The sequence below is a fragment of the Hymenobacter sp. YIM 151500-1 genome (genome assembly GCF_025979885.1).
Classification (GTDB): Bacteria; Bacteroidota; Bacteroidia; order Cytophagales; family Hymenobacteraceae; genus Hymenobacter.
In genome coordinates, this window is record NZ_CP110139.1 from 3,171,441 (window position 1) to 3,191,938 (window position 20,498).

A 20,498-nucleotide genomic window follows, 5' to 3' on the forward strand; every position below is an offset into this window, starting at 1 on the left:
CTCAGCTCAGCACGTGAGGTGCTTCATTCCATTCAGCAGGCTAGTCCTTTGGCTTCCTGTCCACAGACTTTGGAGCGCAACGCCTACCAGTCGAACAGGCCGCGGCGGGGCTGGTCTTTTGTCTTTGACTTAGACTTGCTTTTCGACTTAGACCGGTCTTTGTCGCCGCCGAACAGGCCATTTAATACGCCATCTTTCTTGTCTTTGATAAAGATGTAGCGCACGGAAAAGGCCGTCGGGAACCGGGCCCAGTCGTCGGAGTTGAACTCCACGGTGGGCTTGAAGTCGAGGCTGAGCACGAAAGGCACGAAAGCTACTTTGTATTCGATGCCGGCCAGGGCGTCGAGGCCGCCGAAGGTACCGGTGTCTTTGTGCCGCCCCAAGTGGCCGCCCGCCCCAAAGTAGTAGTTGAGGCTGGGGCCCAGAATGCCGAAGTGGCGCTCGGCCAGCACCGTGGCGCTTACCTCACGCGTGCCCACCAGCCCCAGGCCTTCGAGGGTGGTTTTCTCGAAAATCTTCTGCTGCACGGTCAGGCCGTAGTTGTTTTTGCCGAGGCGGATGCCGGCGGCGGTGCGGTATTTCTGGGCCTGGGCCGGGGCAGCCAGTAGCGCCACGCCCAGCAGGGCAGCCGCCGCCGCGCCGCGCCGGCCCCGGTAACAAAAGCGAAACGTCATAATCTTGTAAGAAGGGCGGTTAACTCCGTCCCGGTGAGGCCGTTTGAACGAGCACCATTGCCGCAAAGTACGCGCCACCATCCAAAAGTACGGCCCGTACGCTGCCGGCCCCTTACCTTGCCCTGCCTTTCCACCCGCCCTTTCCGCTCCACTCCCCGTGTACATTCACCACGTTGCGGCCTACCTGCCCGCCGAAATCATTACCAACGAACATTTTACCCGCCTCAACGGACTTTCGCACGAGTGGATAACGGAGCGCACCGGCATCCGGACCCGGCGCAAAGCAACGCCCGGCGAAAACACCAACACCATGGCCGTCGAAGCTACCCGCCGTGCCCTGGCGGGTGCCCCGGCCTTCCCGGCTGCGGACGTTGACCTCATCGTGGGCGCTACTTACACCCCGCACGACACCATCTACACCGTAGCTCACGCCGTGCAGCGCGAATTGCAGGTGTCTGATATTCCGGTGGTGAGCGTGTCGTCGGCCTGCTCGTCGCTGCTGAATGCCGTGGAAATTGTGGAAGGCTACTTTGCCTTGGGCAAGGCCCGCCGGGCCCTGGTGGTGGTGAGTGAGCACAATACCGCCTACAACAACGAGCACGACACCGTGGCGGGCCACCTCTGGGGCGACGGCGCGGCCACTCTGCTGCTGAGCCCGGAGCGCCTCGCTCCCACCGACCTGCACGTGCGCACCGTACTGACCGGCGGGGCCGGCAACGTGGGCAAGGCCGACGCGTCGGTGACGCTGAAGCCGGTGGAGCGCGGCATTGTAATGCCCCACGGCAAAGACGTATTCACGCACGCCTGCCAGTACATGTCCCGCGTAACCCAGCAGGTGCTGGAACGCAACGGCCTCTCCGTCGCCGACGTGGCCTACCTGATTCCGCACCAGGCCAACCTGCGCATTACCCGCAACGTGGTGCAGCAGCTGGGCCTGCCCGAGGAGCGGGCCGTGTCCAACATCGAGGAATTGGGCAACACGGGCTGCGCCGGTGCCGCCATTGCCCTGGCCGATATCTGGCCCCGCCTCCAGCCCTCCGAGCAGGTGGTCGTCACCGTGTTCGGCGGCGGCTATTCCTACGGAGCTATGCTGCTGGGGCGGTAAGTTTTTTAGGTAAGAGCCTTTCTCGCGGAGGTTCGCTGAGGTTGACGCAGAGGTCGTCCACTGCGAACCTCCGCGAAACCCTCTGCGGACCTCTGTGGACCTCTGCGAGAAATTGAAACATTCACCGCACCCGCACCAGCCGGGCCCGGCCGCTGGCCCCGGCCGAGTCGTTCCAGCGCACGATGTACCAGCCGGCCCGCAGCAGGCCGGGCGGCGCCAGGCGCAGCACGTTCACGCCCTGCTGATAGTCCAGCAGAGTGCCGCCCAGGTAGCGGCCCACCGCGTCGTAGAACCGCAGGGTGAGCGTGCCGGCGCCGGTGCCGAGGTATTGCAGCTGTAGGTTGTTGTCGGCGTCGGTGAGGGGGTTGGGGAAGAAGCGCAGGCCGTCGGTAGCCAGGGTGGCGTCGTCGGTGACGAGCACGGGGCGGGCGTTGTCCAACGTACCATCGGGGCGGCGCAGGCGCAGGCGGTAGTAGCTCAGGCCCGGCAGGGGCCGGGGGTCCGGGAGGCGGTATTGCCCGCTGGCGGCGCCGGCTGCCACGGCGCCCACCCGCTGCCAGCCAGCCGTGGTATCAACCGGAGCCCGCTCCACCACAAACTCCTGCACAAAGCACTCGGCGCGGGTGGTCCACTGCACCTCGGCGCCGGCGCTGCCCAGGTTGCGGGCCACCTGCCCCGTCAGCGGGGCGGGCAGCATGGGTGCCGGCCCGCAGGAGCCCGGCACGAAGCTTTTGGTGCGCAGCACAAACCGGCCGCCGGCAATGTCGCTGGCCTGGGCCAGGGTGCGGCTGCGCTGCCCGCGGCCAATAGCATAGTGCATCACGGCCGCAGGCAAAATCAGGTGGGAAAGCTGCTGGGCGTGCCCCAGCTCGTGCAGCACCACCGACTCAAAATCCAGCTGACTGCCTACCGGGCTGCCGGGCCCAAACTGCCAGGGTGCGGCATCATCGAGCTGCATGTCAACCTCGTGCACGCTGAAACGCACGGTGCCGTCGGGCTGGTAGCAGCCGCGGTAGTAGCTGGTGGTGCGGCCCAGCACGCCCGTCGGCAGCTCGCCGCCGCTGTCGAAGCCCACGGCGTTTTCGCCGTCGTCGGCGGGGCCGCGGCCGGTGCGGGGCGTGCCCAGCGCCCAGTTGATGCCGGTTTGGCAGCGCCACGCCGCCAAGGCCCGCTGAAAGGCGGCGCTGGCGGCGGTGTTGGCGTTCAAGCTGCTTTCAAACCGGAACGAGAGGCCGCCGGCACCGTTCTGGTCCTGGTGGCCCGCCACCACGCGCTGGCCCGTGCGCGAGTCCTGCACGTTGGTGGCCGCGTAGGTGACGACCACCGGCACGGCGCTCAGCGCCGCCACCAGCCCCGACGTGGTGACGCGCACCACGCCCGTCCCGGCCGGGTCGCCGGTGGCGCTATTGGAAGGTACCCGCACCCGAATCTGGGTGTCGGTCCAAGCTACGTAGTCGCCGTCCTGCACCCGCGTGAAGGTGTTGCCGCCGTCGTTGGCATTGCGAAACTCCACCGTGCCGCGCGCCGCCCCGAAGCCCGAGCCGCTGATGGTCAGCACCTGCCCTGTGCCGGCCGTTAGGGTCAGCGGGGCCAGCGTGCTGATAACCGGGGCCGCACCTTTGGCCGCGGTGGGCTGGCGGCGGGCCAGGGCTGCCGCCAGGGCCGGATTGGGCTGCACCTCCTGGGGCACGGCAGCGGTAGAAGCTGCTACTGCTTTATAAAAATCGGCATTCAGCTGCGGATACGTCCGAAATGGGTCGGCGGCGGTGGCCGTGGTCAGGTCGTAGCGCACGAAGCCTTGCTGGCTGGCATACACTTCCCAAGCCGGGCCGCCGGGGGCAGGTTGGGCCGAGGCGCGCAGAAAAAATACGCCCTGCTCGCCGGCCGCCAGGCGCAGCGTGTTAGTTAGCTGCTGCTGGTCGAGGCCCACGGTGCCGCCTTCGGTCAGCAGGGTCAGTTCGGAACCCGGCGCGGAGCCTTTCAACACCTTATATACCCGCAGCTGGTGGGCCGTGAAGATACGCCCATCGGCTGCCCGAAACCCTTGGCTGCCGAGCACTTCGGCTTCGAGCACTAGGGCAGCCTCGGCGGCACGTGCGGCCGGGGCTACCGGCGTCAGCAGGCAATGGGTTACGGGGCCCGAAGGCGCGGCTGGTTGGGGTTGGGCCTGGCTGGCGGCTGCGGCCGTCAGCAGTAACAAGAAAGTAGCTATGCGTTGCATTGAATGACGATATCGGGCCGTTATAGGGCGGCCATCGGTTCAAGGTACGGGTTTGAAAGCCGAACCCGCAAAAAAGAAATATGCACCGGCGCCGTCAACCTTTCGGCAGCCGGGCGTCTCCTATAACCGGTTTATCTTCTTCCTCTTATTTCTTTTCTTCGATGCATCGTTTTGCTTGGCTACTGGCGGCCGGTCTGGCCGCGCCTCTGGGCGTTGGGGCCCAGACTGTTCCCGCCGCCCCCGACACTACCACGGGCCGCTCGGCCGCCTGGCAGCACCGCACGTTGCTCAAGCTGGGCACCGGCCTGACGCGGGGCTTTGAGTTAGGCGGATTTTCCGGCCTTTCGGTGCCGGTGGTGCTGGGGGTGGAGCGGAGCATAACGCCGGGCTGGAGTGTGTATGCCAACGGCTTCACGGGAGTGCGAGTGTATCAAGCCGAGCGTTTTCAACAGATGTATCCCGGCAGAAGACGCAACCTGCTCAGAAGTCCTGGTTTCGACCTTGGCGTTCGGTGGTACTACAATCAAACCAAGCGCCAGGCGAAGGGCAAGCCCTCCGGACCGCTTATCGGCAACTACGTGGCGCTGCACTCGCCCACTCAGTTCTGGTATTCGGCTTACCGCCCTAACCGCTTCGTGTACGGCTACTCCGCCTTAATGCTAGTGTGGGGCCTGCAACGCCGCGTGGGCGGCCACGGTCTACTGGATGCCTACGTGGGAGCCGGCGTCAGCAACCCTCGCTACTTCCGATACGACGACCAAACCGGTGCCATACGCCAAGTGCGCCAGCTAGGCATTGCCACTGAGTTAGGAGTTAAGTTCAGCCTGATACCGTGAGGAGGTGAGGTGAAGAGGTAATGAGGTGACAGGTGACAGGTAAGAAGGAACGTCCTGCTGAGCTGGCCGAAGCATCTCTCCCGCTTCGTCTGCACGATTGAGATTAGCCCGCGGTAGAGATGCTTCGGCCAGCTCAGCAGGACCGTTCTTTCTTGCTTGTCACCTGTCACCTGTCACCTCATTACCTCTTCACCTCACCTCCTCAAAACAAGCTCCCCTGCACGGGCTGCTCGATGATGTGGGGCGGCGTTACGGCCAGGCCGGTTAGCTCGTGGAGGCGGTGCAGGAAGTGCTGGGCCCAGATGGGCGAGTGCAGGATGTCTTTCTGATGAATGAAGACGTACGCCTCGTGCAGGCCGGCTTCCAGCCAAGCCGCCAGACGCGCAGCCCAGTCCTCGGCGCGACGGAAGTCGGAGGCTACCAGGCCGTGGCCGTTGAGGCGCACCAGGGCTACGGGCGTGGTCAGGCGCTGGTGCAGCACGTCGCGGCGGCCGGCCACGTCGCTCAGCACCAGGGTTTTGCCCAGGGCCTCCAGTAGCGCCGACACCGCACTCAGCAGCTCCCTATCGGCGAACCAGCCGGGGTGGCGCAGCTCCACGGCCAGGGGCACGTAATCGGGAAAATCGAGCAGGTAGCGCTCCAGGCGAGGCAGATGCTCGGGCCCGAAGGTGGGCGGCAGCTGCAAAAACGCTCTGCCCAGCGTGGGTCCCAGGCCCTCGATGGCCCGGCAAAACGAGGTCGTCAGGGCCTCGGTGTTGTAGAGCTGCCGGTCGTGGCTGATAACCTGGGGCAGCTTGGGGCAGAAGCGAAACGTATCGGGTACGGCTCCGCGCCACTTGCGCACGGTGGGCGCGTCGGGAATGCGGTAATGGGTGGTATTCAGCTCGATGCTGTTGAACTGCCGGGCGTAGTGGTGCAGATAGTCACTGTCGCGGATGCCAGCCGGAAAATAGCTGCCGAGCCAGGCCTTGTTGGTCCAGATGGGGCAGCCCACGTACACCCGCGGCGGCGCCGGCTGTGCTACGCGCGCCCGCGCCAGCACCCCGGCCGTTTCGGGGTGGTCGGGTGGCAGGCGAAAGTCAACGTAGCGCAGGTCAGAAAGGCGGCCGAAATCCATGGGCCAAAGATACTTGGAGAGGTGGTGAGATGGTAAGGTGGTAAAAAACGTCCTGCTCCATCTGGCGTCCGCCCCGCGAAGCAGCTCTACCGCGGGCTACCTTCCACTGACTGCAACGGAGCCGGAGAAATATTCAGCCTACGCCTTCCTTTGGTTTGGCGGCGGCTCTGCACCCTGGCTTGGTGCGACACCTGCTCAGCGGGACTGTTTCTTACCCGCTACCTCCCAGGTCATAGTACATTTCCGCGACTTTTGCAACCTCCGATATTGCCAGGGTTACCCTGCGAAGCCAAAATTTTTTAACCGGCAGATAATCTTATTTGCCCGTGGGCTTCTCACCTTCTATCTATAATACAAAATACGCCTTCAGGAAACACAAACGGACATTTCGCCAAGTTCTAGTGAATAATTTAAATGCAAATTTTCTTTAAAAAGGTAAATTCATTATACTTGGCCTGTGCTATTCCAGGCGGAATTGCACTGGCAGTTTGGAAGTCACTTCTAGATTTGTCGCACTCACCAACCAAGAGCACAAAATGAAGTTGACTACACGACTGCATGTCTCGGGCTTGATGATGGCCATGTACCTCTTGTTGCTGCCGGCCTTCTCTGCGCCGGCCCGCGCCAGTAGGTTCAGTGATGATGAAAAAGCCCCGGCCGCTTCGGCCAAAAAGGCCACCGTTCTGCGGGGCCGCGCTTCCTGGTACGGCCGCGAGCATCAGGGCCTGCGCACCAGCAACGGCGAGCGGTTCGACCGCAACAAGTACACCTGCGCCCACAAAACCCTGCCTTTCGGCACGCGGCTGCGCGTTACCAACCCCCAAACCGGCAAGGCCGTGGTGGTGCGCGTTACGGACCGCGGCCCCTTCCGCCACCAGCGCATCCTCGACCTGGCCGAAATTGCGGCCCGCCCCCTGGGCATCGTTACGCACGGCGCAGTAGGGGTAGTAGCTGAAATAGTACCCGTCGACACCCCCCTGGGCCCCACCGACGCCCCCGCCGACCTGGCCCTGCTGGCCGCTGAACCCGCCGCTACCGCCGAAGCCGGCCTGCACACCGACATTCGTACGGGCACCACCGAGGCCCAGGACGTAGCCGCTACGCCCGAACCCGCCGCTACCTACGTTATTCAGGCCGGCACCTTCGGCGACCCGCGCAACGCTCAGGCCGTGATGGACAAGATTCAAAGCGTGGTAGACGCCAAAACGCTGGTGTCGGTAGCCGCCGCCACTACTGCGAAAGGCAAAACCGTGAGCCGGGTGTTGGTAGGCCGTTTTGCCACCTCCGCCGAAGCCGATGTGGTACGCCGCCGCTTGCAGCAGGTGGGCGTGTCGGGCCTGGTACGGCAGAGCGAGAATCTGTAGACACCCTATTTAGCTGATACTGAGAGAAAAGCCGCCGGCGCCTAGCGTCGGCGGCTTTTTCGTTGCAACCTATCGGCTGGTGCCAGGCTCCAAAGTACAGTTTTGTCTTCTACCTATGTTTTTATGCACAAAATAATGAAGAAGCTTTTGCTTTTAGCAGTAAGTAGCACCCTGGCTTTACCCACACTGGCGCAAACCGAACAAGGCTCCAAGCTAATAGGAGTGAGCGTGGGGGGCTTGGCCTACCGCACCGACAAAAAGAACAATAACTTTTCAGCGACGCTGTATCCGTCGATGGGGGTGTTTGTAGCCAACAATCTGCTGGTAGGTAGCAACGTGCTGCTAGGCTACCAGCGCTTACGCTTCGAAACCAGTTTTGCAGACCAAACGAGTCGGAGTTTTTCTTACGGCCTGACGCCTTTTGCGCGTTACTATGTGCCGGGCACTGGCCGGCACCGTTTCTTTGGGCAGCTAAGCGCAGGAGTACACTGGAACAGCTACCGCTCCAGAAAAGAGAGTGTAAACCAGCCCATTGAAACGAGCCGCCAGACAATCAGGTCCTTTACGTACGGGGGCGCGCTGGGCTACAATTATTTCCTGAGTCAAAATGCCGCTCTTGAAGTTACGGCCGGCTACAACCGTTACAGCCAGAAGCCTGGCAACGGCTCCTATGGTGACTTGGACATCCAGGCGGGTTTTTCCATCTTCCTCCCCTCCAAGAAAGCTGCTGCATCTGGTAACTAAATCCAGCTGGCACACTTCAGAAGCGGCGCGCACTCCGGCCCGGAGTTGCGCGCCGCGTTTTTTTGTCGGATGTTGGACTACGCTTTTCTCCGCCTGCCTATGCTGCGTTTCCTCAAGCCCGCTCTAGCCCTGCTCGTTAGCCTTACCCTTACCTGGGTGCTGAACACCAAGCAGGGCGACGTACCGCCCGTGGGGCGGCTGCTGAGTCCGTACCGGGGCTTCTGGCAGAACGGCGAAACAGCCGCCGACTTCCCCGTCCGCCAAACCCTGGCCCTGGCCGAACTGCACCAGCCCGTGCAGGTGCGCTTCGACGATAGGCGCGTGCCCCACCTGTTTGCCCAGAACGAGCACGACCTGTACTACGCCCAGGGCTACCTCACGGCCCGCGACCGGCTCTGGCAAATGGAGTTTATGACCCGCGTGGCAGCGGGGCGCATTTCGGAAGTAGTGGGGCCCAGGGCCCTGGAGTATGACCGGTTTCAGCGCCGCATGGGCCTGCCCTACGGGGCCGGAAAGTCGCTGCAAGCCATGCTGCAAAACGACACGACCCGGCAGGTGCTGGAGGCCTACTCGGCGGGGGTGAATGCCTATATCAGCCAGCTGCGGCCCCAGGACTATCCGTTTGAGTACAAGCTGCTCGACTACGCCCCCGAGCCCTGGCAGCCGCTGAAGTGCGCCCTGCTGCTCAAGCTCATGGCCTGGGACCTGAGCGGCCGCTCCGATGACCTGCGCCTCAGCAACATTCTGCGCAAATACGGCCCAGCGGTGGTGCGCGACCTGTTTCCTGGCTACCCCACCCGCGAAGACCCCATTGTGCCCGTGGGCACGCCGCGCGACTTTACGCCCCTGCCGGTGCCGCCCGTGCCCCCGTCGTTTCAGGCGGCCGTATCGGGGCGGGTGCCGGCGTGGGAGCCGGATGCCGAGCTGGGCTCCAACAACTTTGCCGTGGCGGGCAGCCGCTCGGCCTCGGGCCTGCCGCTGCTGGCCAACGACCCGCACCTCCAGCTCAACCTGCCCAGCATCTGGTACCAGGTGCAGCTGCACGCGCCCGGCCTCAACGTGTACGGCGTCACGATTCCGGGCGCCCCGGCCGTCATCATCGGCTTCAACGAGCACGTGGCCTGGGGCGTGACCAACGTGGGCGGCGACGTGCTCGACTGGTACCAGCTGAAGTTCCGGGACAGCACCCGCCGCGCATACTGGCACGATGGGCGCTGGAAGCCGGTGCGCCGGGTGGTGGAGCGCGTCCAAGTGCGCGGGCAGGCCGACCGTATTGACACCGTGCTTTACACCCACCACGGCCCGGTGGTGTACGACCAGGCCGAGGAGCCTTTCAACCCCCAGACGCCCGTGCGCCACGCCCTGCGCTGGACCGCCCACGACCCGGCCAACGAGGTACTAGCCTTTCTGCGCCTCAACCGGGCCCGCACTTACCAGGACTACGACCGGGCCCTGCGCACCTACGGCTCGCCGGCCCAGAACTTCATCTTCGCCAGTCGCCAGAACGACATTGCCATCCGGCCCAACGGCCGCTTTCCGCTGAAGTGGCCCGAGCAGGGCAAGTTTATTCTGGACGGCACCGACCCGCGCCACGACTGGCAGGGCTGGATACCGATGAGCCAGACGCCGCGGGTGCAGAACCCGGCCCGCGGCTTCGTGTCGTCGGCCAACCAGCACTCCGCCGGCCCCGACTACCCCTACTACCTGGGCTGGGACTACGCGCCCTGGGACCGGGGCCACCGCATCAACGAGCAACTAGCCAAGATGCGCCGCGCCACCCCGGACAGCCTGCGCCGGCTGCAAAACGACAACCTGGGCGTGAATGCCCGCCTCATGCTGCCGTGGATGCTGGCAACCCTGGAAGGCAACAAGATGACCGATAACTGTTATGGCCTGCTCGCTCCAAACTCTCCGGAATCCGCAGCCGCTCAAGAGCTGGCGAAATGGGACTACCACTACACCACCGACGCCGTAGCGGCTACCATCTTTGAGCTGTGGTATCAGGAGCTAGTGAAGCGGTTGTGGGATGATGACTTCGGGAAGAAAGCCACTGGCCTGGAAATGCGCCACCCCTCGCGCGACCGGACAAACCGGCTGCTGCTCTCTGAGTCAGGCAGCACGCTGAATTGCTTTCAAGGTGCTAGCCCGTGGATTGATGACCGGCGCACACCCGAGAAGGAAAACGTCCACGACCTGCTGACAGCTTCCCTGCACTTCGCCGTCGATTCTTTGACCCGCAAGTTTGGGCCGCTGGGGCCGAAGTGGCGCTGGGCCAACCAGAAGAGCACCGATATCAACCACCTGGCCCAACTGCCCGGCTTCGGCCACCAGGACATCGACTGCGCCGGCAGTCCCGGCACCGTGAATGCCACCGGGCCGCGCAACGGTCCGTCGTGGCGCATGGTGGTGGCGCTGGGGCCGCAGGTGCGCGCCTACGGCATCTTCCCCGGCGGCCAGAGCGGCAACCCCGCCTCCCCGCACTACGACGACATGCTCGAAACCTGGCGCACCGGCCGCCTCGACGAGCTGGTGTTTCTGCGCGCCGCCGACGAAAACCACCCGCGGGTGCGAGCGGCGTGGCGGCTGGAGTAGTGAGCTGCTCCCTGTGTTGTTTTCAAGCGTAACGTATCCTTTTTCTCTTCTGCTTATCTCTACCTGCGCGTGATGTTGTCTATTCTCCCCTTTTCGATTCGCCCGCTGCTAGCCCTGTGCCTGGCCGCTGGCTTGGCCACGCCGGCGCTGGCGCAGAAAAAACCTGCTTCAAAAGCACTAGCCGCCAAAGTTGCGCCTGCCAAGCCGCGCGTATTTGAGCCGTATGAAGTGCAAACGCCGCCAGAATACGCCGAGGGCCAGTATGCTCTGCAACAGTACCTACGCCGGCCGACGCCCGCTACCGACGGCCCCGTACGCGGCATCGTGCAGGTGTCGGCAGTGGTGCAGCCCGATGGGCGCCTCACCGACGTGTTTGTTGTTCGGGGCCTGAGTGCGGGGTGCAATGCGGAAGCCCTGCGGCTGGTGAAGGCCATGCCGCGCTGGCGCCCGGCCCGCTCCAACAACCAGCCCGTAGCTGCCCGCACGTCCCTGGTCTTCGGCTTCGAGCCGGCCGGCGCTACTGTTACCGTCCGGCAGCCGGGCGGCGACCTGGTCGGCCTGGGACAGCCGGTAGTCGAAGAGGTGGTGGAGAACAAGGCGTATATGTATGTGGAGCAGATGCCTGTTTTTCCGGGCGGGCAGGAACGGCTTATCCAATACATCCAGGCCAGCCTGCGCTACCCGGCCGAAGCGGTGGCCAACAAGGTGGAGGACAAGGTGTTCGTGAAGTTTATTGTGGGCCCCGATGGCAAGGTGGTCAAACCGGAAATTGTGAAGGGCATTGGGGCGGGCTGCGACGAGGAAGTTCTGCGCGTCGTCCGGGACTTGCCGGTGTGGGAGCCGGGCAAGCAGAACGGCCGCCAGGTATCGGTGTACTATACCGTTCCGGTCAATTTCAGCCTGCAAACCACGCCGGGGGCGCCGGGTGTTACTACTCCGCCACTGCCGCCAGTGCCCAAGCCGGAGGAGAAGGTGTACACCTACGTGGAGCAGATGCCTACCGTGCGCGGGGCCGTTGGCCCCAGCACGGCAGCCATCAGCGCGGCCCTACAAACGGCGTTGCAACTGCCGGCCGACGTAGTGAGTGGCCGCAGCGGCGGTACGGTGTACGTGAGCTTCGTGGTGCGCCCCGACAGTTCCGCTACCGATGCCAAGGTGGTGCGCAGCCTTTGCTCCGCCTGCGACGAAGCGGCTCTGGCGGCGGTGCGCGGCTTACCCAAGCTGGTACCGGGCAAGCAGAACGGCCGCCCGGTATCCGTGCAGCTGACCATGCCCGTGCCCATGTACGGTCCCGGCCACGTGTTTGAGGCTAATCAGGTGGCCACGGCCGCCCGCTTTCCGGGCAACGACGATGCCTTGCGCCAGTACCTGACCGACGCCTTGCGCACACCCAAAGTGCTGAAGCAGGAAAACCTGCAAGGCGCTGTGGAAGTGCGTTTTGTGGTACAGGCCGATGGTAAAGTGGGCGCCGCCGAAGTGAGCCGCCCCCTCTGCCGCAGCTGCGACGAAGAAGCGCTGCGCCTAGTGCGGGCTATGCCGCGCTGGACGCCCGCCCGTAACGCGGCCGACCAGCCGGTAGCTGTACGCCAGCGCGTGCTGGTTCAGATGCCTGCTCGCACCGTTCCTAACCGGATAGATTAGAGAAGCCAGTAGCTATTCCGAAGTATGAAAGGATTTCTTGCTCTTACCCTCCTTATTCTGCTGGCTACGGCCGCGGCTCAATTCTTCCTACCCTGGTGGAGCATCACGCCTCTGTGCCTGGCCCTAGCCGCCTGGCGCGGCGGCACGGGCGGGCGGACATTTCTGGCGGGCCTGCTGGGCGCGGGTCTGCCGTGGTGGCTGGGCGCGGCCTGGCTGAACACCCACGGCGCGGGCCTGCTGGCCGGGCGCCTGGCCACGCTACTGCCCCTGGGCGGCAATGGATGGCTGCTGGTACTGGTTACAGGCCTGGTAGCGGGCCTCGTGGGCGGGCTGGCGGCCCTGGCCGGCGCCTGGGTGCGGCAGGCCGTGGCTCCTCGCCCTCAGCCACAGCAATACTTACACAACGACGCATGAATGTAGAGACGCAACATCTTGCGTCTCCTCGTTGAACGGCTGGCATAGCACGTTCTGGAGCAACAATGTTAGCATCGATAAGACGTAAGCAGGCGTCTCTACGCAAATAAAAAGGCCTCATTCCGTGTGGAACGAGGCCTTTTTGCTATTGAACAGGCATTGGTCAAAACTTCGAGATAAAGGCAAAAGCCTCCAGCGTGTACTGACCCACGGAGCTGAAGTGGTTGCCGCCCTGGATGGGGTGCAGCTCTACCTGCGTGGCGCCGCGGGCCCGCATGGCGTTGTAGGCATCCTGGGAGTTGAAGAAGGGCACGTAGTCATCGGCGGTGCCGTGGAAGAGGGCCAGCGGGGCGCGGGGTTTCCAGTCGTGCAGGTCGTTGGCGCGGAAGGCGGCCGTGATGCCGGCGTCGGAGCCGCTGAGCACGCCTTGGCGGAACGACTCGGCGAAGAGCTGCTTGGGCAGGCGCGGCACGTCGCTGAACGGGTCGGCTTGCAGGCGCGCGGCCCAGGGCTCGTTGAAGTACATCGCCAGCGGCCGGTTGAGGTCGTACACGCGGTTGTAGGTGTGCAACACCCACACGTAGGTGCTCAGGAAGTTCAGCGGCTGGTCGGAACTGAGGATGTGCTTGGCGAAGGCCGACTTGTGGTAAGCCCCAGCGCCGGGGGCGCTGGCCGTTACGGGCAGCTCCTGAGCGTACTTTTCTTCCAGCAGCTTGTGCATGGCCATGGTGGCATAGCCGCCTTCCGAATAGCCCAGCAGGAAGTTTTTTGGCGTCAGGGCCACCTTCTCGCGGGTGCAAAACTCCCGCGCTGCCCGCAGCATATCCACCGACGCCGAAGCCAGCGAGGCGCCGTGCTCGTAGGGGTGCGGCAAGGCCTTGCAGGCGCCATAGCCAATATAGTCGGGGGCTGCCACCGCGTAGCCCGTAGAAGCCAGCACCGATACGGCCGTCCACAACTCGCTGCCCGCACTGTAGTACGACGGCGCCCGACGCTCATCGTCGGGCCGGATGGTGCCGTGCTGGTAGCTGATGACGGACACGGCCTGCGGAGCCACCGGCACCAGCAGGGCCCCGGAGGCGGTAATGCTCTTGCCATCCACGTTGCGGGTGGTGTAGGTGAGGCGGTACACCCGGATGGGGTAGCGGGCCAGGGAACCTAGCAGCGGAATGTTACCCACGCGGCCCGCCAGGTCGGCCGGCGTGTACTCGCCCAGCAGAGTGCCGGCCACCAGAACTGGGGCCGGGGCTTCGGGCGCCGGAGCTGCCGGTGTCGGGTTAGGCGAAGTATCGGAAGATTGGCAGCCGGCCGCCGAAGCGCCGGTTAGCGTCAGGCACAGCAGCCACGCGGCCAGACGACGTTGCACACTCACTAGCATCAGGTAGAAGTCTATCAGAAGTACGATGGGCTTCTATAACACGGGAGCGGGCAAAAAATTCGTTGGCCGGGGTGAGCACCAGGGCCAGCGTGCCCAACACGGTGCTGGCCGCCCGCAGCGCCGCCCCGCCCAGCAGCCCGGCCGCTTCCTCGGCCGCGGCGGCTAGTAAGAGAATAGTAATCAATAAAAAAAGCCGCACTACCTAGGTGCGGCTTTCATTCAGTAGAATGTATTAAATAGTTCTTGCTTCTATCGTTCGTTGCCCTCGTAATCAAAGGCTTTGAGTGTCCAGCTAATCAGTACCTCATCAACAAAGGCAACGAAGCTATTGTACACTACCTCCGGCGTATCCTCATCGGTATACTCGTAATTAGAAACCCAGAACACGACCGGGCAAGAAGGATTATTCTCAGCAAAGCGGGTATCAAAACAGTAAAAGTTGCCACCACCGTCTGAACTGAAGGGTACCAGATAGGGAAACTGAGGCACCATCACCTCCTCATGCTCTCTGCGGTACACCGCTTCCAGCGACATCGGCATATCCGTCTGGGCTCCATAAATTCCATACACTTCGTCTCCCATGATGCTGAACCCGTTGCTTTGAGCTAGAGCGGCTTTGTAGTCGGCGGGCAGCCGTACGCCGTGGGTTTCCTCAAATGCTTGAATCAGCGAAGGAACTGCCGGCGGGTTAAATTCGGCCACGTCAGGCGAAAACTTGCGCAATTCACTGAATAATTCTTCAACAGTTTTCATGGAGTTAATCCTTAGGAGCGTTAGGAAACTGTTTCTTCCAGTACTTTTTCTTAGCAATATTAAACTCGGTGCGCCTTAACTATAAATACAAAATCCCTTCAAAAATGAAGGGATTTTGTATTTATAGTTAAGGTACAGAAAGCTAAAAATCCGCTTCATCCTCTTCTTCATCATTTCCTGCTTCTAGCATTTTCTCCAACATACGCTGAAACAGTTCATCAGCTGTGTCGAACGTTTCATACACGCTGGTGCCTACTACCCGATCTGAAATTTCAAACTTGTTAGCTATCAGATTGTGGCGAAAAGCATCTATACCTGATTCGGCGAAGTAGATAAAATCTTTATCAGGTGTGTAAGCGAGACGAAGTTGAACGTTGGCCTCCAACAATCCTTGAATGTCAAGTTCATCGTTATCATGCAGCCGGGTTTCGCTGGCATACAGAACAACCCCATTCCATTCTAACCCGTCTGTTACACTCAGAATATTCAGGTAAGTATGAGGCAAGTTATAAGACAGGGTGCTAGCCACACGACTTTTAAATGCCTCAGCGGTCAGTTCGGAAAGGGGTAGTTGAGGTTGTATCTCATACTGCGTTAGCTGTTCAAGCACGGCTGACAGCAAATCTGTTAATTGAGTTTGGGCTTCCATATCGAAAAGTCAAGGTTGTGTACTAGGGTAGACAATTCCGCGGCTGTAAGTAGGCCATTTAATTATCACACTCTGTCCCGGAGTCAAGTGGCCTGTATTCGTTTTCTGGTATCCCGTTACTGCACTATGATAGGGGGTATTCTTTATCAGGAGCAGGTTGTTGAAACTATTATCTCCACCGTCATCTAGCGGAAGCTTATGGTGGACTTGCCAACCTGTAGGGACGTTACCACCTTGCATTATTTTTAATGCTTGATCGTCGAATCCGGCTTTCCGTAACTCAGCAACATACATAGGGTCATTGCTGATTTTCTTTAAAAATTTCGGCCGTATACTAGATGCGAACTTACGACGTAATGCATCGGTGTCAGCTTTGCTGCGTTTTGTGTAAGTAATATTCTCAAAGTGAAAACCAGGCAACCCTTGAGGTTGCTTTTTATAGCGGCCTATAACATCCAAATCCGCCACGCTCTGCACCCGAACGCCCTTGACCTTGGCCAACAAAGCCACGTACTCCGCTTCTTCCTGCTGGCTCAAGGCCCGGTACTCCCGTTCCCGTTCCAACTCGGCCAGGCGAATGGCGTCCAGGTTTGGCGGGTGGTTTTTCTGGAAGCTCTTCTCCGCGTCGTAGCCGGGGGCGTCGGCATCATTGGCCGGGGTGAGCACCAGGGCCAGCGTACCCAGCACGGTGCTGGCCGCCCGCAGCGCCGCCCCGCCCAGCAGCCCGGCCGCTTCCTCGGCCGCGGCCGCGGCGGCGGCCGGAGGGATGGTGCGCGGGGGCAAGGGCGGCAGGTGCGGCGGCAGCAGGGGCGGGGGCTGGATGAGGGCGCGGCGGCGCACCCGCGGGTCTTTCTCCCAGGGCAGGCGGGAGTAGAACTCCGTGTACTGCCCGTTCAGCTCGATGGCGGCCGGTGAGAAGCGCAAGGTCAGTTCGAGGGACGGCTGACCCTGCTGCCCTCGCGCATCGAAGCGAAACCCCAGGCGCGTACAGTAGGCGTCGTAAAAGACGAGGTGGCGCACGACCTGGCCCTGGGCTGTGCGCCAGACCAAGTGCCCGCTCTCCCGCCGCACGGAGTCGGCGGCCAGCTCGTCCCAGATGGACCAGCAGGCGGCTTCGCCCGTAATTGTTACCTCAATCGGGTGGCTGCGCACGCGCGTGCTGCGGCGGCCCGCAAAGTCGGTTTTCTGGCGCAGCCCCTGCCGGGTCGTCGTGCACAGCACCCGGTGCCGGGCTACTTGTAATTCCGCGTCCAGAACGGGCGTAGGCATTATGATACCACATTAGTAAAGTAGATACGGCTGCTACCTGAATGGCAGCAGGAAAATAAATCCTTCCACCGGCACCGCTTCGGAAAGAGACGCTACCAATGGAAGGCAATAGGTGTGTGAATAGAGCAGTACGGCAGCCAAGATAGGAAAACCAGCCAACTTCAGTACGGCTTACTGGCTCTTACCTTAAGCCCGCAAAGCCTACCCTAACCCAGAAACGGCCTTTGCTAAAGCCCATATGCTTCTTGCCAGCAAAATCTCCTACCTTCGGGGCCTCGTTTGCCTTCAACCCGTTTCTTTTCAGTGTCTTATTTTCGGACTGCTTCCCGCCTGACGGCCCCGCTGCTTGCTTCTCTGGGCCTTGCCTTTGCTCTTACCACGCTGCCCGGCTGCAGCACCACCCCCGAAAAAGCCGCTGCTACCGAGGCCGCGGCCGTGGCTCCCAAACCAGTTGTGGTTGATTCGGCGGCTCTGAAGCGCCAAGCCATGCGCCGCGACTCGCTCAAGGCCGATTCTATTGTGAAAGCCAACGGCCAGCTGCCGGGGGCCATCTTGCCGGGCAAGCGCATCGTGGCGTTTTATGGCAACATTCGGGCGAAGGGCATGGGCATTCTGGGCCGGGAGCCCAAGGAGCAGATGTTGCGCAAGTTCCGCGGCGTGCAGAAGGAGTGGCAGGCCGCCGACCCCAGCATTCCGGTGCAGCCCGCTTTGCACAGCGTAACCATCACGGCCCAGGCCGCCCCCGGCAAGGACGGCAAGTACCGCCTGATGAACTCGAAGGCCACCATCGACGAAACCATTCAGTGGGCCAAGGACAACAACTGCATCGTGTTCCTGGACGTGCAGGTGGGCCTGAGCGACCTGGAGCACGAGCTGCATAAGCTGGAGCCCTGGCTGAAGGACCCCATCGTGCACATGGGCATCGACCCGGAGTTTGCCATGAAAACCAAAGGCGTACGCCCCGGCAAGAAAATCGGCACCTACGACGCCAAGGATGTCAACTACGCTATCAACTTCCTGGCCCGCATCGTGGCCGAAAACAAGCTGCCGCCCAAGGTGCTGACCGTGCACCGCTTTACGCAGGGCATGGTTACCAACTACAAAAACATCAAACTGGACCCGCGGGTGCAGGTGGTGATGCACATGGATGGCTGGGGCAACCCCGTCCTGAAGAAAGACTCCTACCGCGACTACATCCAGACCCAACCCGTGCAGTACACCGGCTTCAAGCTCTTCTACGAGTACGATGCCCGGCCAGCCCCCCACCACATCATGACGCCCAAGGAAGTGCTGGCCCTCACGCCCAAGCCCTTGTACATTCAGTACCAGTAAGCTGCTTGTTCGGCTGAGCATTGACAACCAAACAGAAAAGGCCTGCTACCGTGGTAGCAGGCCTTTTCTGTTTGATTCTAGCGTGTCATGCTTCGGGGACACAGGACACCAAAGTCTACCGATCAATATCCCGGCTGGCGGTTACGCTGCGCTGGAGGCGTACGTTGAAGGTGCCGGGGCCGGCGTTATAGAGCATGTAGTCGGAGTAGCCGCCGTAGCCGAATTGCAGCGTGACGCCGGCAGGCACATCCAGCTTGTACTCGCCGCTGGCGTCGGTGCTGGCGGCTAGCTGCGTGCCCTGCACCAGCACGGTAGCCCCCACCAGTGGCCGGCCCCGCTCATCGGTGATGCGGCCGCGCACCGTACCGTCGGGAGCCGGCATAGCGTTTACCGGGGTGGCAGTGCTTGGCGTAACCGAGTTGCTTGACCCGGCTGTAGAGGGCAGCGCCTTGGGCAAGGCATTGGTCGTGGAGTCGGCAGACAAGGGGGCTATAGCAGCTTCGCGCAGGGGCAGGGTTTCCGGCTCAGGCTCCGGGCGTCTCTGAGTCACTTTCGTGACTGCCACTGCGCGGCGCACCCGCTCGGGCATTGCTGGCATCAGCGTGTCCGTTTCGGCAACGGGTGCTTCCGTAAACTGCTCCACGAAACGCTGGGTAGCCTCGCTGGCGGAGGTAGCCGCCCGCGTAACGGCGGCCACTACCGGCGCCGGCACCAGGGGCTCGTTCCGAATCCACTGCACTACGCTGGCTACACTCAGAGCCAGAAACATTCCCGTTGCCACCCGCACCACCGGCCGCCGCAACGGCCCCATCCGGGACACGGTGGGCTGGAAGATGAGCTGCTGCTGCACCCACTGCGGGGCTACAAACGTGCCGCCCTGCCGCCGGGCCTCGTCGGCCAACTCGTGGTAGCGGCCCAGCACCACCCCTCGCTGCACGGGGCTGCGCTTCAAGTACGCTTCGATGGTTTGGGTTAGTCCCGGCGACAAACGGCCCTGCAAATAGGCGTCGCGGTACTCAGGCAGCAGGTCCCCGGTAATGGGGTCGAAGGGCTCGTTTTCGGGATACACCGTGGCGCGCATGGCAGTATTATGATTGTACAAGGGTAGTTTTCAGTTCTTGCCGCAGGTGCTGCTTCTGCCGCTTTATGGTGCGGCTGGCCCGGCGGGCCATGGTGTAGATGACGATGCCAAAGCCCAGCTTGTTGATGACGTCGCCGAAGTTGTAAACCAGATTCCGGTTGAGGTTCAGGGCTTCAAACACATTAAAAGGAATAGTCATGTAGCCGAGCGGATAAATGGCCCACCCGATCAGCACGAAATAGCCCAGGTAGGTGAATGCCCGCACCACGTCTTCGTTCGACGACCGGTCGGCTACGCGGGCCAGGGGACCAAACCAGATTTCGTAGATGATAACCAGGTATCCCAGCGTCGACACGCTTCCCCACAGAATAGACCAGTAGGCATTGGACGTTTCGCCGAAGTAGCCGAAGCCAATCATCCAGAGGCCAGCCAGTACTAGCCGCCACAACGACCCCGGCTGGGCTCCGGCGGGCCGGAGCAGCAGGTAAAACTGCGTGCACATGAGCGGCACAGTAAACAGCCAATCCACGTACCGGAAGCGGGTGGGGCCCATGCCGGTGTTGAGGTACATGCCCTGCATGTAGTAGTAGTTGGCGCCGGCAATCAGACAGATAATCCCCGCCAGCGTCATGTTGGCGTGCCAGCGCCAGGGCACATTCCGGCGTTCCAGAAAGAAGAAGGCAGCTCCTCCCAGCAAGGCAAACATGCTGAAGAAGAACGTGCCCGCCACCAAGTCATTCTCCAAAGCCAGGTAGTACGGCTGCATGGGAGTAGCTGCTGTGGGCACTTCCAGAAGTAAGGATTGCGGCATATGCAGAATGTGTGAAACGGCTACTTACATACATCTTGTTTAATTTTTTGTTGCATTATATTAAACAAATAATATTTTTATGAGAGCATAAGATATTAATAATAAGAGGTTTAATAAAATAGAGAAACATACATTTACGTAGTTTTTCTCCTGCTTTTCAGTAGATATCCCCATACTACTTGGTGAGTACCCCGGCTGCCTGCACGACCCGCTTGCCCTGCTTACTCAGAGCAATACAAAGGCAGAAAGCCCCGTCGCTGTAGCTGGCAGCCGTACCAGCCCGTTTTAGCGAAAAGTGGCCGCCCAGCCATTGGGTAATGAACCGGGTGATGAGCTGCTACGACGAGCGGCAAGAACTTTTCAAGAGCCGGCCTGGGACCTGCCTGGGCAAGCTCCCACTAGCAAGCAATTTGCACGAGCATTGCGGGCCGAGCCTTGACCGCCGTTTTCATTTTTCGTTTTTTGCCGGGGAGGTGGGAGTGAAACGCGCCGTGCTTGCTGTTGCACTGCTACCTTA

At 61.7% G+C, this 20,498-nt stretch carries 18 protein-coding genes; 9 read left to right on the forward strand and 9 right to left on the reverse strand.

The annotated features are described in order from the left end of the window. Window positions 1-83: 83 nt before the first annotated feature. Window positions 84-674, reverse strand: coding sequence for a hypothetical protein (locus tag OIS53_RS13355; protein WP_264679072.1), 591 nt, complete (start codon window positions 672-674; stop codon window positions 84-86). A 157-nt stretch (window positions 675-831) separates the two neighbouring features. On the opposite strand from OIS53_RS13355, the gene OIS53_RS13360 reads away from it, so the two are divergent. After that, a complete protein-coding gene (locus tag OIS53_RS13360; RefSeq protein WP_264679073.1) occupies window positions 832-1,779 on the forward strand; it encodes a 3-oxoacyl-ACP synthase III family protein in 948 nt (315 codons plus the stop codon). A 121-nt stretch (window positions 1,780-1,900) separates the two neighbouring features. On the opposite strand, the gene OIS53_RS13365 is transcribed toward OIS53_RS13360, so the two are convergent. Beyond that, window positions 1,901-4,000, reverse strand: coding sequence for a matrixin family metalloprotease (locus OIS53_RS13365; RefSeq protein WP_264679074.1), 2,100 nt, complete (start codon window positions 3,998-4,000; stop codon window positions 1,901-1,903). A 161-nt stretch (window positions 4,001-4,161) separates the two neighbouring features. On the opposite strand from OIS53_RS13365, the gene OIS53_RS13370 reads away from it, so the two are divergent. Then, window positions 4,162-4,836, forward strand: a complete 675-nt coding sequence (locus tag OIS53_RS13370; RefSeq protein ID WP_264679075.1) for a hypothetical protein — start codon at window positions 4,162-4,164, stop codon at window positions 4,834-4,836. Window positions 4,837-5,038: 202 nt separating this feature from the next. Here the strand turns inward: OIS53_RS13370 and OIS53_RS13375 are convergent, their stop codons facing one another. Further along, window positions 5,039-5,953: a DUF72 domain-containing protein gene (locus OIS53_RS13375; protein WP_264679076.1), complete on the reverse strand. Its 915-nt coding sequence runs from the start codon at window positions 5,951-5,953 to the stop codon at window positions 5,039-5,041. Between the two features lie 536 nt (window positions 5,954-6,489). On the opposite strand from OIS53_RS13375, the gene OIS53_RS13380 reads away from it, so the two are divergent. From OIS53_RS13380 to OIS53_RS13400, 5 genes are all read left to right on the forward strand, one after another. Next, window positions 6,490-7,317: a septal ring lytic transglycosylase RlpA family protein gene (locus tag OIS53_RS13380; RefSeq protein ID WP_264679077.1), complete on the forward strand. Its 828-nt coding sequence runs from the start codon at window positions 6,490-6,492 to the stop codon at window positions 7,315-7,317. 123 nt (window positions 7,318-7,440) lie between these two features. Beyond that, window positions 7,441-8,061 carry an autotransporter outer membrane beta-barrel domain-containing protein gene (locus tag OIS53_RS13385; RefSeq protein WP_264679078.1) on the forward strand — a complete coding sequence of 207 codons (621 nt, stop codon included), beginning with the start codon at window positions 7,441-7,443 and terminating at the stop codon, window positions 8,059-8,061. A gap of 99 nt (window positions 8,062-8,160) precedes the next feature. Continuing rightward, on the forward strand, window positions 8,161-10,653 hold the full coding sequence (locus OIS53_RS13390; RefSeq protein ID WP_264679079.1) for a penicillin acylase family protein: 2,493 nt from the start codon (window positions 8,161-8,163) through the stop codon (window positions 10,651-10,653). Between the two features lie 72 nt (window positions 10,654-10,725). Continuing rightward, window positions 10,726-12,294: an energy transducer TonB gene (locus tag OIS53_RS13395; RefSeq protein WP_264679080.1), complete on the forward strand. Its 1,569-nt coding sequence runs from the start codon at window positions 10,726-10,728 to the stop codon at window positions 12,292-12,294. A 24-nt stretch (window positions 12,295-12,318) separates the two neighbouring features. Continuing rightward, entirely contained in the window at window positions 12,319-12,708 is a 390-nt protein-coding gene (locus OIS53_RS13400; RefSeq protein WP_264679081.1) for a hypothetical protein, read from the forward strand. A 163-nt stretch (window positions 12,709-12,871) separates the two neighbouring features. On the opposite strand, the gene OIS53_RS13405 is transcribed toward OIS53_RS13400, so the two are convergent. After that, window positions 12,872-14,074: an alpha/beta hydrolase family protein gene (locus OIS53_RS13405; protein WP_264679082.1), complete on the reverse strand. Its 1,203-nt coding sequence runs from the start codon at window positions 14,072-14,074 to the stop codon at window positions 12,872-12,874. Between the two features lie 37 nt (window positions 14,075-14,111). Here OIS53_RS13405 and OIS53_RS13410 point away from each other — a divergent pair, with 37 nt between their 5' ends. Next, on the forward strand, window positions 14,112-14,252 hold the full coding sequence (locus tag OIS53_RS13410) for a hypothetical protein (protein ID WP_264679083.1): 141 nt from the start codon (window positions 14,112-14,114) through the stop codon (window positions 14,250-14,252). Window positions 14,253-14,335: 83 nt separating this feature from the next. On the opposite strand, the gene OIS53_RS13415 is transcribed toward OIS53_RS13410, so the two are convergent. The 3 genes from OIS53_RS13415 to tssD all read right to left on the reverse strand — a co-directional run bounded on the left by OIS53_RS13415 (window position 14,336) and on the right by tssD (window position 16,757). After that, window positions 14,336-14,839 (reverse strand): SMI1/KNR4 family protein, encoded by a 504-nt coding sequence (locus OIS53_RS13415; RefSeq protein WP_264679084.1) that lies wholly within the window; start codon window positions 14,837-14,839, stop codon window positions 14,336-14,338. Between the two features lie 142 nt (window positions 14,840-14,981). Beyond that, the gene (locus OIS53_RS13420) at window positions 14,982-15,488 is read right to left on the reverse strand and encodes a YrhA family protein (protein WP_264679085.1); all 507 of its coding nucleotides are present in this window, start codon (window positions 15,486-15,488) and stop codon (window positions 14,982-14,984) included. 9 nt (window positions 15,489-15,497) lie between these two features. Then, the gene (tssD, locus tag OIS53_RS13425) at window positions 15,498-16,757 is read right to left on the reverse strand and encodes a type VI secretion system tube protein TssD (RefSeq protein ID WP_264679086.1); all 1,260 of its coding nucleotides are present in this window, start codon (window positions 16,755-16,757) and stop codon (window positions 15,498-15,500) included. 303 nt (window positions 16,758-17,060) lie between these two features. Between tssD and OIS53_RS13430 the strand changes: the two genes are divergently transcribed. Next, window positions 17,061-18,089, forward strand: a complete 1,029-nt coding sequence (locus OIS53_RS13430; protein ID WP_264679087.1) for a hypothetical protein — start codon at window positions 17,061-17,063, stop codon at window positions 18,087-18,089. Between the two features lie 115 nt (window positions 18,090-18,204). Here the strand turns inward: OIS53_RS13430 and OIS53_RS13435 are convergent, their stop codons facing one another. Continuing rightward, window positions 18,205-19,191 (reverse strand): carboxypeptidase-like regulatory domain-containing protein, encoded by a 987-nt coding sequence (locus OIS53_RS13435; RefSeq protein WP_264679088.1) that lies wholly within the window; start codon window positions 19,189-19,191, stop codon window positions 18,205-18,207. Beyond that, window positions 19,178-19,981 carry a bacteriorhodopsin-like gene (locus tag OIS53_RS13440; protein WP_264679089.1) on the reverse strand — a complete coding sequence of 268 codons (804 nt, stop codon included), beginning with the start codon at window positions 19,979-19,981 and terminating at the stop codon, window positions 19,178-19,180. Before OIS53_RS13440 ends, OIS53_RS13435 begins: the two co-directional genes overlap by 14 nt. Between the last annotated feature and the right edge of the window lie 517 nt (window positions 19,982-20,498).

Excerpts from the sequence above, each read along its gene's own strand:
- OIS53_RS13355 (WP_264679072.1), bottom strand. The coding sequence starts at position 674 with ATGACGTTTCGCTTTTGTTACCGGGGCCGGCGCGGCGCGGCGGCGGCT.
- OIS53_RS13365 (WP_264679074.1), bottom strand. The coding sequence starts at position 4,000 with ATGCAACGCATAGCTACTTTCTTGTTACTGCTGACGGCCGCAGCCGCC.
- OIS53_RS13370 (WP_264679075.1), top strand. The coding sequence starts at position 4,162 with ATGCATCGTTTTGCTTGGCTACTGGCGGCCGGTCTGGCCGCGCCTCTG.
- OIS53_RS13375 (WP_264679076.1), bottom strand. The coding sequence starts at position 5,953 with ATGGATTTCGGCCGCCTTTCTGACCTGCGCTACGTTGACTTTCGCCTG.
- OIS53_RS13380 (WP_264679077.1), top strand. The coding sequence starts at position 6,490 with ATGAAGTTGACTACACGACTGCATGTCTCGGGCTTGATGATGGCCATG.
- OIS53_RS13385 (WP_264679078.1), top strand. The coding sequence starts at position 7,441 with ATGCACAAAATAATGAAGAAGCTTTTGCTTTTAGCAGTAAGTAGCACC.
- OIS53_RS13390 (WP_264679079.1), top strand. The coding sequence starts at position 8,161 with ATGCTGCGTTTCCTCAAGCCCGCTCTAGCCCTGCTCGTTAGCCTTACC.
- OIS53_RS13395 (WP_264679080.1), top strand. The coding sequence starts at position 10,726 with ATGTTGTCTATTCTCCCCTTTTCGATTCGCCCGCTGCTAGCCCTGTGC.
- OIS53_RS13400 (WP_264679081.1), top strand. The coding sequence starts at position 12,319 with ATGAAAGGATTTCTTGCTCTTACCCTCCTTATTCTGCTGGCTACGGCC.
- OIS53_RS13410 (WP_264679083.1), top strand. The coding sequence starts at position 14,112 with ATGGGCTTCTATAACACGGGAGCGGGCAAAAAATTCGTTGGCCGGGGT.
- OIS53_RS13415 (WP_264679084.1), bottom strand. The coding sequence starts at position 14,839 with ATGAAAACTGTTGAAGAATTATTCAGTGAATTGCGCAAGTTTTCGCCT.
- OIS53_RS13420 (WP_264679085.1), bottom strand. The coding sequence starts at position 15,488 with ATGGAAGCCCAAACTCAATTAACAGATTTGCTGTCAGCCGTGCTTGAA.
- tssD (WP_264679086.1), bottom strand. The coding sequence starts at position 16,757 with ATGCCTACGCCCGTTCTGGACGCGGAATTACAAGTAGCCCGGCACCGG.
- OIS53_RS13440 (WP_264679089.1), bottom strand. The coding sequence starts at position 19,981 with ATGCCGCAATCCTTACTTCTGGAAGTGCCCACAGCAGCTACTCCCATG.